Consider the following 15,848-nt stretch of genomic DNA (forward strand, 5'->3'; position numbering starts at 1 on the left):
CACGGTACCGCTCCCGTATTCCCGCAGTGTGGTCGATAGGCTGTGGCGTTGTGAGTGATCGCTTTCTTGTCTCCGGTGGTAACCGGCTTGTCGGTGAGGTCGTCGTCGGGGGCGCCAAGAACAGCGTGCTCAAGCTGATGGCAGCCGCCCTCTTGGCGGAGGGGACGAGCGTCATCACCAATTGCCCGGACATCCTCGACGTCCCGCTGATGGCCGAGGTCCTGCGCGGGCTCGGGTGCGAGGTCGAGCTCGAGGGCGACGAGGCGCGCATCACGACACCCGCACAGCCGAAGTACCAGGCCGATTTCGCCGCCGTCCGGCAGTTCCGGGCGTCGGTGTGTGTCCTCGGACCGTTGGTGGCCCGATGCCGCAAGGCCGTCGTCGCGCTGCCGGGCGGTGACGCCATCGGTTCACGCCCCCTCGACATGCACCAGACGGGGCTCCGACTGCTGGGGGCGCACAGCACCATCGAGCGCGGCTGTGTGGTGGCCGAGGCCGACGCCCTGCACGGCAACGCGATCCGGCTGGCGTTTCCGTCGGTCGGGGCCACCGAGAACATCCTGATGGCCGCCGTCCTGGCGAACGGCGAGACCACGATCGACAATGCGGCCCGCGAGCCGGAGATCGTCGACCTGTGCAACATGCTCGTTCAGATGGGGGCCCGCATCTCCGGGGCCGGCACCTCGACACTGACGATCACGGGCGTTTCGCGTCTCGAACCCACCACCCACCGTGTCATCGGCGATCGCATCGTCGCGGCGACATGGGGGATCGCGGCGGCGATGACGCGCGGCGACGTGCGCGTGCGGGGTGTCAACCCGAAGCACCTGAGCCTCGTGCTCGACAAGCTCCGTGCCACCGGTGCGGAGGTGACCCCCGAAGTCGACGGCTTCCGGGTCGTCCAGCACGACCGTCCCCGAGCGGTCAACTTCGCGACCCTGCCGTATCCGGGATTCCCCACCGACCTTCAGCCCATGGCGATCGGTCTCGCGGCAGTCGCCGACGGAACGTCGATGATCACGGAGAACGTCTTCGAGGCGCGGTTCCGGTTCGTCGAGGAGATGATCCGCCTCGGGGCCGACGCTCGCACCGACGGACATCACGCCGTGGTCCGCGGAGTCGAGGAACTGTCGAGCGCGCCGGTGTGGTCGTCGGACATCCGGGCCGGCGCCGGATTGGTCCTGGCCGGACTGTGCGCCGACGGCGTGACCGAGGTGCACGACGTGTACCACATCGATCGCGGCTACCCGAGGTTCGTGGAGATCATCGAGGAACTCGGGGGCGTCATCGAACGGGTGAACTCCGAATCCTGATCTCGATGCCTCGAAAGTGGTTGTGCGCCAAGGCATTTCATGCATCGCAACGAGCGAGCTCCGCCTCCGGAGTCGAGTGTGCCGCGCATCACTGGGAACGGGCAACGCGGCGAGGGTGCCGGAGGCGGTCTGCCACCTGGGGAAACGGCACCGCCTACGAGCTTGACCAGCGGATTTGGCGTCCAGTTATTCGTCCCGTAACTTATTGCAGGTCAGAGCGACACGGACACCGACCCGGCCCGCAGGGGCTCGGGACAACGAGGTTGGACGCAGGCGCCTGATTGTTCGGTTCGGAATCTTCTGGTAGGGTTCTGGGCCGTTGCCGATCCCACCGAGTGCGTCGGGTTTGTTCCCGGCGGGTGGTGTGGGTAGGCTGGAACGGTTGCCCCGGAGCGCCGCGGACGTTGGTTCGCGGGGTGATGGTGTGTGCGTGTTCTTTGAGAACTCAACAGTGTGCCGATGAATGTCAGTGCCAAATTATTTTGGTGCGGCCACTTCACTTTTGTGGGGTGGTTGTTGCTGGCTGCCGCATTCTTCCGTCTGTGGTGGTCAGTGTTTTTGCTAGTTTGAGTTTTTTGCTAGTGATTCGGCTCTACGCTTATGGCTGATCGGCCCTTCGGGGTTTGATTGAGAGTCTTCAACGGAGAGTTTGATCCTGGCTCAGGACGAACGCTGGCGGCGTGCTTAACACATGCAAGTCGAACGATGAAGCCCAGCTTGCTGGGTGGATTAGTGGCGAACGGGTGAGTAACACGTGGGTGATCTGCCCTGCACTTCGGGATAAGCCTGGGAAACTGGGTCTAATACCGGATAGGACCTCGGGATGCATGTTCCGGGGTGGAAAGGTCTTCCGGTGCAGGATGGGCCCGCGGCCTATCAGCTTGTTGGTGGGGTAACGGCCCACCAAGGCGACGACGGGTAGCCGGCCTGAGAGGGCGACCGGCCACACTGGGACTGAGACACGGCCCAGACTCCTACGGGAGGCAGCAGTGGGGAATATTGCACAATGGGCGCAAGCCTGATGCAGCGACGCCGCGTGAGGGATGACGGCCTTCGGGTTGTAAACCTCTTTCAGTACCGACGAAGCGCAAGTGACGGTAGGTACAGAAGAAGCACCGGCCAACTACGTGCCAGCAGCCGCGGTAATACGTAGGGTGCGAGCGTTGTCCGGAATTACTGGGCGTAAAGAGCTCGTAGGCGGTTTGTCGCGTCGTCTGTGAAAACCCGCAGCTCAACTGCGGGCTTGCAGGCGATACGGGCAGACTTGAGTACTGCAGGGGAGACTGGAATTCCTGGTGTAGCGGTGAAATGCGCAGATATCAGGAGGAACACCGGTGGCGAAGGCGGGTCTCTGGGCAGTAACTGACGCTGAGGAGCGAAAGCGTGGGTAGCGAACAGGATTAGATACCCTGGTAGTCCACGCCGTAAACGGTGGGCGCTAGGTGTGGGTTTCCTTCCACGGGATCCGTGCCGTAGCTAACGCATTAAGCGCCCCGCCTGGGGAGTACGGCCGCAAGGCTAAAACTCAAAGGAATTGACGGGGGCCCGCACAAGCGGCGGAGCATGTGGATTAATTCGATGCAACGCGAAGAACCTTACCTGGGTTTGACATACACCGGACCGCCCCAGAGATGGGGTTTCCCTTGTGGTCGGTGTACAGGTGGTGCATGGCTGTCGTCAGCTCGTGTCGTGAGATGTTGGGTTAAGTCCCGCAACGAGCGCAACCCTTGTCCTGTGTTGCCAGCACGTAATGGTGGGGACTCGCAGGAGACTGCCGGGGTCAACTCGGAGGAAGGTGGGGACGACGTCAAGTCATCATGCCCCTTATGTCCAGGGCTTCACACATGCTACAATGGCCGGTACAGAGGGCTGCGATACCGCGAGGTGGAGCGAATCCCTTAAAGCCGGTCTCAGTTCGGATCGGGGTCTGCAACTCGACCCCGTGAAGTCGGAGTCGCTAGTAATCGCAGATCAGCAACGCTGCGGTGAATACGTTCCCGGGCCTTGTACACACCGCCCGTCACGTCATGAAAGTCGGTAACACCCGAAGCCGGTGGCCTAACCCCTCGTGGGAGGGAGCCGTCGAAGGTGGGATCGGCGATTGGGACGAAGTCGTAACAAGGTAGCCGTACCGGAAGGTGCGGCTGGATCACCTCCTTTCTAAGGAGCAACTCCTCGTGCACCCCGAGCAGTCGGGGACGGTAAACGCATGCAGGCAGAGCCATTTCGGATTCACACGTAATCCGGTGGTGCTCATGGGTGGAACGCTGACAACCATCACCGCGCCGGCGGGGATCACATGTTCCCGTCGCGGTGGTTATATCGGTGCACTGTTGGGTCCTGAGAGAACACGCGAGTGTTCGATCAGCGACGATGCCTGTCAAAGCTTCTGCCGGTCGGTGGGGTGAGTAGTGGGTGTTGTGTGTTGTTTGAGAACTGCACAGTGGACGCGAGCATCTTTGTTGTAAGTGTTTATGAGCGTACGGTGGATGCCTTGGCACCAGGAGCCGATGAAGGACGTGGGAGGCTGCGATATGCCTCGGGGAGCTGTCAACCGAGCTGTGATCCGAGGATTTCCGAATGGGGAAACCCAGCACGAGTGATGTCGTGTTACCCGCGCCTGAATATATAGGGCGTGTGGAGGGAACGTGGGGAAGTGAAACATCTCAGTACCCACAGGAAGAGAAAACAACATGTGATTCCGTGAGTAGTGGCGAGCGAAAGCGGAAGAGGCTAAACCGCGGGTGTGTGAGAGCTGGCAGGCGTTGCACTCGTGGGGTCGTGGGGCCCTTCTTCCCATCACTGTCATGGTGGGCGAGAGTAAGAAACCGGTGTGTTAGTCGAAGTGGTCTGGAACGGCCCGTCGTAGAGGGTGAGAATCCCGTAGACGAAAACATGCCGGCTCTCGTGGAGGGTGCCCGAGTAGCAGCGGGCCCGTGAAATCTGCTGTGAATCTGTCGGGACCACCCGATAAGCCTGAATACTCCCTGGTGACCGATAGCGGACTAGTACCGTGAGGGAAAGGTGAAAAGTACCCCGGGAGGGGAGTGAAATAGTACCTGAAACCGTGCGCTTACAATCCGTCGGAGCCTTCGAGCAGTTCGGTCTGCTGGGGGTGACGGCGTGCCTTTTGAAGAATGAGCCTGCGAGTTAGTGGCATGTCGCGAGGTTAACCCGTGTGGGGTAGTCGTAGCGAAAGCGAGTCCGAACAGGGCGTATCAGTGGCATGTTCTAGACCCGAAGCGGAGTGATCTACCCATGGCCAGGGTGAAGCGACGGTAAGACGTCGTGGAGGCCCGAACCCACTTAGGTTGAAAACTGAGGGGATGAGCTGTGGGTAGGGGTGAAAGGCCAATCAAACTCCGTGATAGCTGGTTCTCCCCGAAATGCATTTAGGTGCAGCGTCGCGTGTTTCTCACCGGAGGTAGAGCTACTGGATGGTCTAGGGGGCCCACAAGCTTACCGAAATCAGCCAAACTCCGAATGCCGGTGAGTGAGAGCGCGGCAGTGAGACTGCGGGGGATAAGCTTCGTAGTCGAGAGGGAAACAGCCCAGATCGCCGGCTAAGGCCCCTAAGCGTGTACTAAGTGGAAAAGGATGTGGGATCGCTGAGACAACCAGGAGGTTGGCTTAGAAGCAGCCACCCTTGAAAGAGTGCGTAATAGCTCACTGGTCAAGTGGTTCTGCGCCGACAATGTAGCGGGGCTCAAGTACACCGCCGAAGCCGCGGCACTCACACAACACCCACTCGTTTCTGCGGAGACGGGTGCAGTGGTGTGGGTGGGTAGGGGAGCGTCGTGCCGCCGGGGAAGCGCCGGAGTGATCCAGGTGTGGAGGCGGCGCGAGTGAGAATGCAGGCATGAGTAGCGAAAGACGAGTGAGAAACTCGTCCGCCGAATGACCAAGGGTTCCTGGGCCAGGTTAATCCGCCCAGGGTGAGTCGGGACCTAAGGCGAGGCCGACAGGCGTAGTCGATGGACAACGGGTTGATATTCCCGTACCCGTGTGAACGCGCCCCTGGTGAATCATCGGTACTAACCGTCCAAAGGGTGATCGATCTCCTTCGGGAGACGGGATCCTGCTGCACGGGACCTTCGGTGGTAGTAGCCAAGCGATGGGGTGACGCAGGAAGGTAGTGGGGCCGGTCAGTGGTTGTACCGGTGTAAGCCTGTAGGGCGTGACATAGGCAAATCCGTGTCGCACGAGCCTGAGAGGTGATGCGTAGCCGAATGAGGCGAATTCCATGATCCTATGCTGCCGAGAAAAGCCTCTAGCGAGCTTTCACACGGCCCGTACCCCAAACCGACACAGGTGGTCAGGTAGAGAATACCGAGGCGATCGAGAGAACTGTGGTTAAGGAACTCGGCAAAATGCCCCCGTAACTTCGGGAGAAGGGGGACCAGCCCTGGTGAAGACCTTCGCGGTCGGAGCTGGGGGTGGTCGCAGAGACCAGAGAGAAGCGACTGTTTACTAAAAACACAGGTCCGTGCGAAGTCGTAAGACGAGGTATACGGACTGACGCCTGCCCGGTGCTGGAAGGTTAAGAGGACCGGTCAGCGGAGCGATCCGCGAAGCTGAGAATTTAAGCCCCAGTAAACGGCGGTGGTAACTATAACCATCCTAAGGTAGCGAAATTCCTTGTCGGGTAAGTTCCGACCTGCACGAATGGCGTAACGACTTCTCTGCTGTCTCAACCACAGACTCGGCGAAATTGCATTACGAGTAAAGATGCTCGTTACGCGCGGCAGGACGAAAAGACCCCGGGACCTTCACTACAGCTTGGTATTGGTGTTCGGTTCGGTTTGTGTAGGATAGGTGGGAGACTGTGAAGCGGTGACGCCAGTTACCGTGGAGTCGTTGTTGAAATACCACTCTGATCGTATTGGACCTCTAACCTCGGACCCTGATCGGGTTCAGGGACAGTGCCTGGTGGGTAGTTTAACTGGGGCGGTTGCCTCCCAAAATGTAACGGAGGCGCCCAAAGGTTCCCTCAGCCTGGTTGGCAATCAGGTGTCGAGTGCAAGTGCACAAGGGAGCTTGACTGTGAGACCGACAGGTCGAGCAGGGACGAAAGTCGGGACTAGTGATCCGGCACCGGCATGTGGAAGCAGTGTCGCTCAACGGATAAAAGGTACCCCGGGGATAACAGGCTGATCTTCCCCAAGAGTCCATATCGACGGGATGGTTTGGCACCTCGATGTCGGCTCGTCGCATCCTGGGGCTGGAGTAGGTCCCAAGGGTTGGGCTGTTCGCCCATTAAAGCGGCACGCGAGCTGGGTTTAGAACGTCGTGAGACAGTTCGGTCTCTATCCGCCGCGCGCGTTAGAAACTTGAGGAAGGCTGTCCCTAGTACGAGAGGACCGGGACGGACGAACCTCTGGTGTGCCAGTTGTCCCGCCAGGGGCACGGCTGGTTGGCTACGTTCGGAAGGGATAACCGCTGAAAGCATCTAAGCGGGAAGCCTGTTCCAAGATGAGGTTTCTCACCCCCTCGAGGGGGTAAGGCCCCCGGCAGACCACCGGGTTGATAGGCCGGAACTGGAAGTGCGGCAACGCATGCAGGTGACCGGTACTAATAGGCCGAGGACTTACCACGAAGAAGCTACGCGTCCACTGTGCGGTATCTGAAACAGCACACACATCAGATACCGAAGCCCGACAAGGGTATTCGAGAACTCTGATGCGTGACGTTTCGCAGAGTTACGGCGGCCATAGCGACAGGGAAACGCCCGGTCCCATTCCGAACCCGGAAGCTAAGCCTGTCTGCGCCGATGGTACTGCACCCGACAGGGTGTGGGAGAGTAGGACACCGCCGAACACCCGTTACCGGAAGCCCCCCGACCTCGTCGGGGGGCTTCCGGCATTTCCGGGTCCGCCGGGACCACCGAAAGCCCTGGAAATGCCGGCGGGGTCAGTCCGCCGACGGCACCGCCAGTCGGGTCACTTCCGACCGCCCGCGCAGGGTCACTTCACCTTTCGGCGCCCATCTCGTGCGCTCGTGATCGGCGGCCGCCTCTACTGCCCGGGACGAGGCGACGACGTGGCCGGGGATCGTCTTGGCCAGATCCGAGAGTCGCGCAGCTTCGTTCACCGGATCGCCGATGACCGTGTACTCGAACCTCTCGTGAGCCCCTACGTTTCCGGCCACTGCGAGTCCGGCTGCGACCCCGATCCCCGCCTCGCACTCGGGGACGTCGGTGCGCAGTCGATGTGCCATCGTCCGGGCGGCCACCAGGGCGTTGCCTGGCGGATCGTCCATTGCCACCGGGGCGCCGAAAATGGCCAGTGCCGCGTCGCCCTCGAACTTGTTGACGAAACCGCCGACGCGGTGGACCTCCTCGACCACGACTTCGAAGAAGCGGTTGAGCAACTGTACGACCTCGGTCGGCGGACGATCTGCAGCCATTGCCGTCGAACCGATGATGTCGATGAACAGCACCGCGACATCACGTTCTTCGCCGCCGAGCCGCGGTGACGAGGCCAGCGCCGCCCGGGCGACGTCCTGCCCGACGTGCCGGCCGAAGACGTCGCGGATCCGTTCGCGCTCACGCAGGCCGTCGGCCATGCGATTGAATCCGGCCTGCAATTCGCCCAGTTCCGTCCCGTCGTAGACGACGACCTCCGCATCGAGGTCGCCCCCCTCGATGCGGGCCATGCCCGCCCGCACGGACTCGATCGGCGCGATGCTTCGCCGGGCGGTGAGGAACATCAGCAGCGATCCCAACACCAACGCCAGTCCGCCGATCGTCAGGATCGTCACCGCGAAGCGGACGGGCGACACGGGACGGACGAAGCTGAAGACCGCGACGAGCATCAACCCGATGACGGGAACGGCGCTGCCCAGCACCCACGCCACCATGATGCGTCCGCTGGTGCCGGTGAGACGGCGCCGCGGGGTCGCGCCGGCCTCGAGGGCCCGGGCGGCGATCGGTCGCAGTGCGAACTCGCTGAAGAGGAAGACGAAGCCACAGACCGTCAGTCCCGCGAGAGCAATGGTGAACGCGACCTTCGGGATGGTGCGCGGATCGAGCACCCCGAAGGCGGTCGCGAACAGCACCAGTCCCAGGGCCCAGAACGCGCCCTGCTGGGCGGTGAGCCGCATCGGTAACCGCATCGTGGCGCGACGTTCCTCCGGCGAGGGATCCCGGTCCTCGAGGATCCAGCGCAGTTGTGCGAGCCCGCGTCGCGTCCCGACGATCGTTCCCAGGACGATCGCCCCCACGACGTACACCGGCGCGACGACACCGGTGACGACGACGAACTCCGGGCGCAGCACCGAGGGACCCGGGATGACGACATTGATCAGTACCGCCGTGATCGCAGCACCCGCGATGTTCGTGCCGAGCAACAGCAGGGTGAGCAACGTCTGCACGCGAACACGTTGGCGCTGGACGGATTCCGCGGGTGCGCCGAGCAGCGGTGAGCCGAGTGGCGAGATGCGACGAGTGCGAGGCATGGTCGTTCGAGAGTAGTCCGGGGCGATCCTCTAGGGTGGCAACGTGCGCCTTGTGATTGCCCGCTGTCGAGTCGACTACATCGGACGTCTGACGGCACACCTGCCGATGGCGCGTCGGCTGCTCCTGGTCAAAGCCGACGGATCGGTCAGTGTGCACGCCGACGACCGCGCCTACAAGCCCCTGAACTGGATGAGTCCGCCGTGTTGGCTGGTCGAGGAGTCCGCGGAAGGTGCGAACGCTCTGTGGGTGGTGACCAACAAGGCGGGTGAGCAGCTGCGCATCACCATCGAGGAGATCGAGCACGATTCCAGCCACGAGCTGGGCGTGGATCCCGGCCTGATCAAGGACGGTGTGGAGGCGCACTTGCAGGAACTGCTCGCCGAGCACGTCGAAACCCTCGGGCGCGGCTACACCCTCGTCCGGCGTGAGTACCCGACGGCCATCGGTCCGGTGGACCTGCTGTGCCGGGACGCGGACGGCGGCACGGTGGCCGTCGAGATCAAGAGGCGAGGCGAGATCGACGGCGTCGAACAGCTCACGCGGTATCTCGAGCTGCTCAACCGGGACCCGCTGCTCGCGCCGGTCAGCGGTGTCTTCGCGGCACAACAGATCAAGCCGCAGGCCAAGACCCTGGCCACCGACCGCGGTATCCGCTGCCTCGTGCTCGACTACGAGGCGCTGCGCGGCACCGAGAGCAACGAGTTCCGGCTGTTCTGAGATGCCGCGCCGCAATACCCCCCGATCACAGCGCAGGCGCCGGCCCGAGACCGGCGCGTCGGCGTTCTCCGGGGCGACGTCCCGCACCGAATCGGGCCCGTGGGGTGCGGAATCCGAGCGTTACACCGTGCGCACCGTCCCCGGCTCGCGAGCAACGAAGGCGTACCGGTGCCCCGGATGCGATCACGAGATCGCGCCGGGAACGCCGCACGTGGTCGCCTGGCCCACCGACGACATAGGGGGAGCAGACGAACGCCGGCACTGGCACAACGGCTGCTGGTCCGGCCGCGGCACCCGCGGACCGACCCGACGGTGGTCCTGACGGCTCGCCGTCGTGGTCCTGACGGCTCGCCGTCGTGGTCCTGACGGCTCGCCGTCGCGGTCCTGACGTCGGCTCAGTTGCGGACCTTGCTGGCCACCGCGGGTGACCGGCCGAGCCGGTCGGTCGCAGGTGCTTCGTTGCCGGACCGCTTCCCCTGTTCGCCCGGCCCGCTCTTCCGGTCGCTGTCCTCGGACGTGCCGGCCGTCGCCGGCAGTTCCTTGGTGGCCGGTTCCTTCTCGGATTCTTCGGTGGCGATCTCCGTGGTCGCATCGGTGTCGCCGTCGGTGGTGGACGCGTCCCGGTCGCGGTCGAGCAGCTCACCTTCGCGCGTCACAGCAGCCAGCATCGAGGGCACCGCCTCGAGCTGACCGCGCACACCGTCCAGCTGGCTGAGGATGCGGCCACGCAGCACCCGCAGTTCCTCGGTCAGATCGCGGGCGTTGGCGATCTTCCGTTCGGACTGTTCGGTGGCGATCTCGAGCCGGCGTGCCGCCTCGCGTGATGCGATCTCGAGACGCTGTTCGGCCTCGGCCTTGCTGGATCGTTCGAGTTCGTCGAGAGCGCCGAGGACCTTGCTGCGGCGCTCGCTCATGGCGATCTCGAAATCCTGCTGAACCTGGTCCCGCTTGGCCTCCGCCTCCGCCGCGAGACGATCGCGCTCGGCTTCGGCGGCGGCGACGATCCGGGCGGCCTGGGCACGTGCCTCGGACATCGTCCGGGCGTGCTCGGCTTCGAACGCCTTACGCCGCTCGGCGAGTTCGGCGATCATCGCCTCGTAGTCGCCGCGCAGCCGGATGCCTTCCTGTTCGGCCAGGGAGATCATCTCGGCGGCATCGGCCTCGGCCCGGGCCCGCAGCTCGGACGCCTCGTCGGAGGCGAGGCGCAGCATGCGGGAGATTCGGTCGCTCATACCCTCGGCCGTGGTGGGCGGCACCGAGAGACGATCGACATCCTTGCGCAACTCGTCGATCTCGTTGCGAGCGTTCTCCAACTGTCTCGCCAGGTCGCGCGCCTGGGCGGCGGCCGCATCCCGGTCCGTCGCGGTCACGCGCAGCTCGGCTTCGAATCTGGCGAAGTAGTTGGTCACCTCGTCGCGGTCGAATCCCTTGCGCACGATCGAGAAGGGCAGGTGGCTGGGGGTGCGATCGCGATCGAAGACCATGGCGCCAATCTACCTGCTCGCGGCAGCCGGAGCTGCGCGTGCCGCCTCCCTGTGCTAATGCTGCGGCAGCGCACACCGGGCGGGTCGACCGGGCGGGACGCGGGTTGTCAGTGCGATCCGTGTGCGGCGGGTTCGACGAGTTCGACGAGCACGCCGCCGGCGTCCTTGGGGTGGAGGAAGTTGATGCGCGAATCGGCGGTGCCACGTCGCGGAGCGTCGTACAGCAGGCGCACCCCCCGGGCACGGAGCTCGGTGGACACGGCATCGATGTCGCTGACGCGGTAGGCGAGCTGCTGCAGGCCCGGGCCGCTGCGGTCGATGAACTTCGCGATCGTCGAGTTCTCGTTCAGCGGGGCGAGCAGCTGGATCGCGGTCGCGCCCTCGGGCGAGCCGGGAACCGACAGCATCGCCTCGCGCACGCCCTGCTCCTCGTTGACCTCCTCGTGGGTCGAGACGAGTCCGAGGTTCTCGGCGTACCAGGTGAGGGCGGCGTCGAGGTCGGGAACGGCGATACCGACGTGGTCGATGGCGGTCACGAGCCCGGAGCTCAGAGCCGCGAGCGGAGTCGAAGTGGGGGAGGTCTCAGTCATGAATAAAGACGTTAGCGCTAACGTTAGATCAGTATGCGCCGGGATGGGGCTCGTCCGCCCGCAGCCCCGCGCAGGAGCCGTGACCCCACCACCGGAGGAACCCTCGTGACCAGTTCTGTCATCGTTGCCGGAGCCCGGACCCCGATGGGGCGTCTGCAGGGCGCCCTGAAGGACTTCTCCGGCTCGGACCTCGGCGGGGTCGCCATCGCCGGGGCCCTGGCCAAGGCCGGGGTCGCCCCCGAGCAGGTCGAGTACGTGATCATGGGGCAGGTGCTCACCGCCGGGGCCGGGCAGATCCCGGCCCGCCAGGCCGCCGTCGCCGCCGGCATCCCGATGGATGTGCCCGCCCTGACCGTGAACAAGGTGTGCCTGTCCGGCATCGACGCGATCGCGCTGGCCGACCAGCTCATCCGCGCCGGCGAGTTCGACGTCGTCGTCGCCGGCGGCCAGGAGTCGATGAGCCGGGCCCCGCACCTGCTCGAGAAGTCCCGCGCCGGGTTCAAGTACGGCGATGTGACCCTGCGCGACCACCTGGCCTTCGACGGGCTGCACGACATCTTCACCGACCAGGCCATGGGTGCCCTGACCGAGGCCGCCAACACCGGCGCGGCGGCCGTCTCCCGCGCCGAGCAGGACGCGTTCGCCGCCGCCAGCCACCAGCGGGCGGCCCGCGCGCAGAAGGACGGGCTGTTCGACGACGAGATCGTGCCGGTGTCGATCCCGCAGCGCAAGGGCGACCCGGTCGTGGTCACCGCCGACGAGGGCATCCGCCCGGACACCACCGCCGAGTCCCTGGCGACGCTGCGGCCGGCGTTCGCCCCCGACGGCACCGTCACCGCCGGCTCGGCCTCGCAGATCTCCGACGGCGCGGCCGCGGTGGTGGTGATGTCCAAGGCCAAGGCCGAACAGCTCGGCCTGTCCTGGCTCGCGGAGATCGGCCGGCACGGGGTGGTCGCCGGTCCGGACTCGACGCTGCAGTCCCAGCCGGCGCGGGCGATCGCGAAGGCCTGCGCGCGGGAGGGCCTCGAGCCGGCCGAGCTGGACCTGGTGGAGATCAACGAGGCGTTCGCCGCGGTGGGGATCGCCTCGGCCCGTGAGCTGGGCATCGACCCGGCCAGGGTGAACGTCAACGGCGGGGCGATCGCGCTGGGGCACCCGCTGGGGATGTCCGGGGCCCGGATCGTGCTGCACCTGGCCCTCGAGCTGGCCCGCCGCGGCGGCGGGGTCGGGGCCGCGGCCCTGTGCGGCGGCGGCGGCCAGGGCGACGCCCTCATCGTCCGCGTCCCCAAGGCGTAACCCGCCGCTCCTTACTCCTGTCACGGCCTCGACGCAGTGCGTCGGGGCCGTGACGTCTCTCACAGCAACGACGGGTCGTCGTAGGCGATCGGCACAATGGTGTGCATGGCGAACTTCTTCGATCTCAGCACCCCGGCCAAGCGGTTCCGCTTCGTCGCAATCCTCGAGGCCTTCACCTGGGCCGGCCTGCTCGTCGGTATGGCGTTCAAGTACCTGCCGGAGAACGGCAACGAGATCGGCGTGAAGATCTTCGGGCCGCTGCACGGCGGCGTGTTCGTCGCCTTCGTCCTCGTCGCTCTCCTCACCGCACGGGCGCTGAAGTGGAACCTGGTCACCACCGGCCTGGCCCTGATCTCCTCCATCCCGCCGTTCGGCACGATCGTCTTCGAGTGGTGGGCTGCGCGCACCGGCCGTCTCGCCGAGTTGTCCACCCAGGCGCGTCCGGCCGACGCGCCCGCACTCGCCTGACCTGCTGTCACCTGTCGCGCGGAACGTGACAGACTGGACACCGTGACTCGACCAGGTTCCCGTCCGTCAGCACGTTCCGCCGCGACCGCCGCGGCAATGTCCGGCGCGGTGGATCTCGCGCCCCTCAAAGAGCGGGCCGCCGCCCCCCCACCTCCGCCGCAGTCCGACTCCGGCGCCGCCGCCGCGACCGGCCTCGCGCCCGTCGTCGACGTCACCGAGGCCACGTTCGAGGCCGAGGTGCTGCAGCGCTCGATGCAGGTCCCGGTCATCGTGGACCTGTGGGCCACCTGGTGTGGCCCGTGCAAGCAGCTCTCACCGGTTCTCGAGAAGCTGGCGCACGAGGGCGGCGGCAACTGGGTTCTCGCGAAGGTCGACGTGGACGCCAACCCGCGGATCGCTCAGGCGTTCGGCGTGCAGTCCGTGCCGACCGTCGTCGCGATCGCCGCGGGACAACCCCTCGCCGACTTCCAGGGCGTCCAGCCCGAACCGCAGCTCCGGCAATGGCTTGCCGCCATCCAGGACGCGGTCGCCGGCAAGCTGTCCGGCCCGCCCGGAGGGGAGGTCGCGGAGGAACCGGCGGAGGACCCGCGATTCGTCGCGGCCGAGCAGGCCCTCGAGGCGGGGGACCTGGCGGGTGCCGAAGCGGCGTACGAGCTGATCCTCAATTCCGAGCCCGCCAATGCCGACGCTCTGGCCGCGTTGCGGCAGGTCCGGTTCCTCGCCCGGGCGCAGACTGTGCCGGCCGACGCGATCGCCCGGGCGGATGCCGCCCCGGCCGATCTCGATGCACAGCTCGCTGCGGCCGACGCGGAACTGTTCGCGCAGCAGCCCGAGGCTGCGTTCGCGCGGCTGATCGGGTTCGTGGCCCGCAGCGCGGGTGACGAGAGGAACGCGGCCCGTGCGCGGCTGCTCGAATTGTTCGAGCTGTTCGACCCGGCAGAGCCGTTCGTTGTCGCGGCGCGGCGCAAGCTGGCGTCGGCGCTGTACTGAATTCTCCCCGTGCGGTGGGCGCTCCGGCTTTCCGGATCGCCCACTGCACACTGTTCGGTGGCGGCGGCTCGGCGGTGGCGGCTCAGTGGTAGCGCCCGGAACAGGCGGCCTCCCCGCCGAGAACCCCCGTCCGGAACGCGTCGACCCGGGAGAACCCGCTCGGCACGGTGTTGCCGTTGACATCGCTGGCGGCGAGACCGTCGGCCAGCAGACCGGAGACGGCCTCGTCCAGGTCCCCCGGTGACAGCCACACCATGTCCTCGGCCGGTTGCGAGCCGGTGCTGTCGGGGCTCAGTTCGGCGCTGATCACACCGGCGAGACAGGCCGCCTGCAGCGCCGTCCGAGGCTCGACGAGCGCCTGACCGGCGGCGTTCTGCACGGCCAGCGCATAGCGCGATGCGAGCAGGACGTACGCGGCGTAGTCGCCTCGCACGTCGGTCGTGATGCCCCCGGCGCCGGTCTGCAGCGGAGTGCCGCGGTCCGCAAGTTCCTCGACGTCGACGCCGATGGTGTTGGTGGCGGGACAGTACGACACCGGGGACGTGGGCTTCGCATCCGGGCAGCCGAGGTCGGCCCCGGTCAGGTCCAGTTCCGGTTGCCGCGGCAGATCGAACACCCGGCGGAACGACGCCATCAGCGCCTCCACCGACTCCTCGGTCACGGGGAGTTCGCCGTCGTCGGAGCTGTCGAAGAACTGCGGTAGATCGGCGCGCCGGGACTCGATCTCGGCGGCGTCGATGCGGGTGCACGATCCCGCACCGTCGGTGAAGCCGATCTGGAACGCGGTGACACGTTCGAATGCCGACCCGTGGATCGCACCCGGGTCGTTGGGATCGCTGTCGCGGAAGGACACCATCGACGCCAGCACCGAGTTCAGCCCGTCCGAGGTGTTGAGCCGGAAGTGCTCCGAGTTGCCGGCGGCGACGTGCCGCATGAAGGCGCCCGCGAAGCAGTCCGCCTGCTGTTCGAACACGATGCCCGGATCGTCCTCGGCAACCGTTCCGGCCTTGAACTGCACGGCGTGACCGTACTCGTGGGCGAGCACCGTCACGGCCGCCATGGGACCGAACGTCTCGATGAGCTGCGGCATCAGGTAGGTGCGGTCCCAGCCGATGACGTCGTCGCGGTTGCAGTATGCGGCGTTGACGAATTCGAACGTGGATTCCCCGCAGAATCTCGGGCCGCGCTCGTCGGGATCCCACGAGACGATCGTGCCGACGGCCTCGAACGCGCCTCGCGCGATGCGGGGGAACTCCTCGGTCCAGTAGGCCTCGATGTCGGCGACGGCGTTGCCGGCGAGCACGTCGACGTCCCCGCCGTCCGAGTTCTCGATCGTCACCGGCGCATCCGTGGCGCCGGGCCGCGGACCACTGGGGCCCGAGGAGACCGGCAGACCGGCCACGGAGAACGGGTTGTCGTAGATGGAGACGGCGGTGCCCTCGATACGAGCGGCACATCCGGCGAGCACCATCACGGCCAGCGCCGGTACCGCGAGGCGGAACGGCAGCCGCGTCCGAGTCACCTGGTCTTCTCC

General features: G+C 65.6%; 10 protein-coding genes and 3 rRNA genes. 9 read left to right on the forward strand and 4 right to left on the reverse strand.

The genetic code is table 11. The features are described from left to right. Positions 1 to 50: 50 nt before the first annotated feature. From murA to rrf, 4 genes are all read left to right on the forward strand, one after another. A complete protein-coding gene (murA, locus tag LZP97_RS04375; protein WP_048772871.1) occupies positions 51 to 1,313 on the forward strand; it encodes a UDP-N-acetylglucosamine 1-carboxyvinyltransferase in 1,263 nt (420 codons plus the stop codon). 637 nt (positions 1,314 to 1,950) lie between these two features. Beyond that, positions 1,951 to 3,473, forward strand: a 16S ribosomal RNA gene (locus LZP97_RS04380). Between the two features lie 302 nt (positions 3,474 to 3,775). Continuing rightward, positions 3,776 to 6,908 (forward strand): 23S ribosomal RNA (locus tag LZP97_RS04385). A gap of 105 nt (positions 6,909 to 7,013) precedes the next feature. Continuing rightward, positions 7,014 to 7,130, forward strand: a 5S ribosomal RNA gene (gene rrf / locus LZP97_RS04390). The 16S, 23S and 5S rRNA genes sit together here, the layout of an rRNA operon. A 93-nt stretch (positions 7,131 to 7,223) precedes the next feature. Here the strand turns inward: rrf and LZP97_RS04395 are convergent. Next, complete coding sequence (locus LZP97_RS04395) at positions 7,224 to 8,768, reverse strand: adenylate/guanylate cyclase domain-containing protein (RefSeq protein WP_026138157.1); 1,545 nt, start codon at positions 8,766 to 8,768, stop codon at positions 7,224 to 7,226. 43 nt (positions 8,769 to 8,811) lie between these two features. On the opposite strand from LZP97_RS04395, the gene nucS reads away from it, so the two are divergent. Both nucS and LZP97_RS04405 read left to right on the forward strand, forming a co-directional pair. Then, entirely contained in the window at positions 8,812 to 9,486 is a 675-nt protein-coding gene (gene nucS, locus LZP97_RS04400) for an endonuclease NucS (protein WP_040271590.1), read from the forward strand. A 1-nt stretch (position 9,487) separates the two neighbouring features. Then, on the forward strand, positions 9,488 to 9,808 hold the full coding sequence (locus tag LZP97_RS04405) for a hypothetical protein (RefSeq protein ID WP_048773903.1): 321 nt from the start codon (positions 9,488 to 9,490) through the stop codon (positions 9,806 to 9,808). Between the two features lie 73 nt (positions 9,809 to 9,881). On the opposite strand, the gene LZP97_RS04410 is transcribed toward LZP97_RS04405, so the two are convergent. Both LZP97_RS04410 and mce read right to left on the reverse strand, forming a co-directional pair. After that, on the reverse strand, positions 9,882 to 10,970 hold the full coding sequence (locus tag LZP97_RS04410; RefSeq protein ID WP_010596965.1) for a hypothetical protein: 1,089 nt from the start codon (positions 10,968 to 10,970) through the stop codon (positions 9,882 to 9,884). Positions 10,971 to 11,077: 107 nt separating this feature from the next. After that, a complete protein-coding gene (mce, locus tag LZP97_RS04415) occupies positions 11,078 to 11,560 on the reverse strand; it encodes a methylmalonyl-CoA epimerase (RefSeq protein ID WP_026138156.1) in 483 nt (160 codons plus the stop codon). 105 nt (positions 11,561 to 11,665) lie between these two features. Here mce and LZP97_RS04420 point away from each other — a divergent pair, with 105 nt between their 5' ends. From LZP97_RS04420 to LZP97_RS04430, 3 genes are all read left to right on the forward strand, one after another. Beyond that, positions 11,666 to 12,856, forward strand: coding sequence for an acetyl-CoA C-acetyltransferase (locus LZP97_RS04420; RefSeq protein WP_040271594.1), 1,191 nt, complete (start codon positions 11,666 to 11,668; stop codon positions 12,854 to 12,856). Between the two features lie 96 nt (positions 12,857 to 12,952). Further along, on the forward strand, positions 12,953 to 13,324 hold the full coding sequence (locus tag LZP97_RS04425; RefSeq protein ID WP_017681051.1) for a DUF3817 domain-containing protein: 372 nt from the start codon (positions 12,953 to 12,955) through the stop codon (positions 13,322 to 13,324). 96 nt (positions 13,325 to 13,420) lie between these two features. Continuing rightward, entirely contained in the window at positions 13,421 to 14,314 is an 894-nt protein-coding gene (locus LZP97_RS04430) for a tetratricopeptide repeat protein (protein WP_040271597.1), read from the forward strand. Between the two features lie 82 nt (positions 14,315 to 14,396). Here the strand turns inward: LZP97_RS04430 and LZP97_RS04435 are convergent, their stop codons facing one another. Further along, positions 14,397 to 15,836 carry a metallopeptidase gene (locus LZP97_RS04435; protein WP_017681052.1) on the reverse strand — a complete coding sequence of 480 codons (1,440 nt, stop codon included), beginning with the start codon at positions 15,834 to 15,836 and terminating at the stop codon, positions 14,397 to 14,399. Positions 15,837 to 15,848 lie beyond the last annotated feature (12 nt).

It is taken from the genome of Rhodococcus sp. DMF-1, from assembly GCF_021441945.1.
In the GTDB taxonomy this organism is placed as follows: domain Bacteria; phylum Actinomycetota; class Actinomycetes; order Mycobacteriales; family Mycobacteriaceae; genus Rhodococcus; species Rhodococcus ruber.